Origin of the sequence: Roseomonas sp. TAS13, assembly GCF_001950415.1 — a bacterium.
In the GTDB taxonomy this organism is placed as follows: Bacteria; Pseudomonadota; Alphaproteobacteria; order Acetobacterales; family Acetobacteraceae; genus Roseomonas; species Roseomonas mucosa.
This window is the reverse complement of record NZ_BDLP01000644.1, coordinates 1-1402: the sequence shown is the minus strand read 5'-3', so window position 1 is coordinate 1402 and position 1402 is coordinate 1. Positions and strand designations below refer to the sequence as shown.

The window sequence follows — 1402 nt, the reverse complement described above, 5'->3', positions numbered from 1 at the left end:
GGTGCTTCATGCCCACAAGATTCGCAGGGCTTGTCGTCGAAAACAATCGAACCCTGCAAATCCAGGTCGTCGAGCCCGGAAAATCTCACAGCTAGATCAGTGCCTTACGAGTTATTCAAGGCCGACTAGATAGCTAGCTTCCGGTGCAACCCGGTGCAGGCCACGCGGGACACGGAAGGCTCCGACCCATCCGCCCCGAAGCCTGAGGGGATGAACGGGCTATCCTTCCACGCCGACCGCGAGCGCGACCTGCCGGCGGATGGCGGCCAGCTGCTCGGGCGTGATGTGCGACGCGGTCGCCCTCAGTCGCAGCTTGGAGGTGGTGGCGACCAGGTGCGATACCGCCCAGCATGGCTTGCTGCAGCCGTTCTCCGCTGTCGGCGCGATGGCTACCGCCAAGTCGGGAATGACCAACCCGTCGTCCTCGGTCAGCGGCACCAGGATGGCGTTCGGGTAGGACGGTGCGAACAGGCCGTCATCCTCCACCACCACGGCCGGGCGCCGCTTGTTCGGCTCCTTGGGCAGGGCGTCGCCGCGCCAGTCAGCCAGCACGATCTGTCCCGCCCTGAGGGCGAGGGGCGGGTCAGCCGGCATCGGCGCGCGGCGTGCCCCAGTCCTCGTAGAAGGCCCGCGCCTCGTCGGACGCGGCGACGCGGGTGCCGACCACCGCGCTGGCCTGCCGGATGCGGGCACGCCGCGTCGCGCGGGCCGCCTCGGTCGCGAGATCGCGCAGCAGGGTAGCCAAGCCGATGCCCCGCGATTGGGCCTGGGCCTCCAGCTCGGCCCGCACCTCGTCATCCAGGCGGATGGAGATCGGTACACCCATGATGAACCTCCGTAGCTCTTCACGCACTACATAATTGTAGTGCATACAAGTTGATCCGCAAGGGCGCATCCTGTTGCTTACGAGACGTGTGCGCGGAAGGGCTCGGAGAGCTCAGTTCTGCCATCTTTCGGGCCGCGGCAGGTCTTGGTAGCGCGAGATGGTGTGATCTCTGCCGTCGGTAACGCCGCGGAGGTGGTAGAAAATCCGGCGTTGGCCGGGATGTAGGGCTTGGGTGGCCATCGGACCTGGCGGCTAGCGTGGAGTTGCGACGCTCCCACCCCTGACCGGCCGAGGACCCGATGACCGAGGAGAGATTGCCACTGGCGGACCTGCTGGCGAAAGCAGGAGATGGTAACTTCCTGCGCAGTGTCGCGGAGGCGGTGCTGCAGATGCTGATGGAGGCCGACGTGGAAGGCCAGATCGGTGCCGGGCGGCACGAGCGCACCGGCGGGCACCGTCAACTTGCCGGCCTCGAGGCGACGAGGCTGATTGATCGACAACGGACTCCAGGGCGATCAAGCCCGTGCGGCGACCCCGCTGACCTCGGACCACACCTCGAACGCGCGCGCCCTTGCG

General features: G+C 66.9%; 2 protein-coding genes and 1 pseudogene. 1 reads left to right on the top strand and 2 read right to left on the bottom strand.

Annotation, left to right across the window (positions count from 1 at the left end):
• Positions 1-219 precede the first annotated feature (219 nt).
• A complete protein-coding gene (locus tag ROTAS13_RS24485) occupies positions 220-594 on the bottom strand; it encodes a type II toxin-antitoxin system PemK/MazF family toxin (protein WP_019463315.1) in 375 nt (124 codons plus the stop codon).
• On the bottom strand, positions 584-826 hold the full coding sequence (locus ROTAS13_RS24480) for a hypothetical protein (RefSeq protein ID WP_019463316.1): 243 nt from the start codon (positions 824-826) through the stop codon (positions 584-586). Before ROTAS13_RS24480 ends, ROTAS13_RS24485 begins: the two co-directional genes overlap by 11 nt.
• A 299-nt stretch (positions 827-1125) precedes the next feature.
• Between ROTAS13_RS24480 and ROTAS13_RS28365 the strand changes: the two are divergent.
• Positions 1126-1402 (top strand): annotated as a pseudogene (locus ROTAS13_RS28365) (hypothetical protein); the annotation flags it as partial.

Coding starts and splice junctions, on each gene's coding strand:
- ROTAS13_RS24485 (WP_019463315.1), bottom strand. CDS start 594: ATGCCGGCTGACCCGCCCCTCGCCCTCAGGGCGGGACAGATCGTGCTG.
- ROTAS13_RS24480 (WP_019463316.1), bottom strand. CDS start 826: ATGGGTGTACCGATCTCCATCCGCCTGGATGACGAGGTGCGGGCCGAG.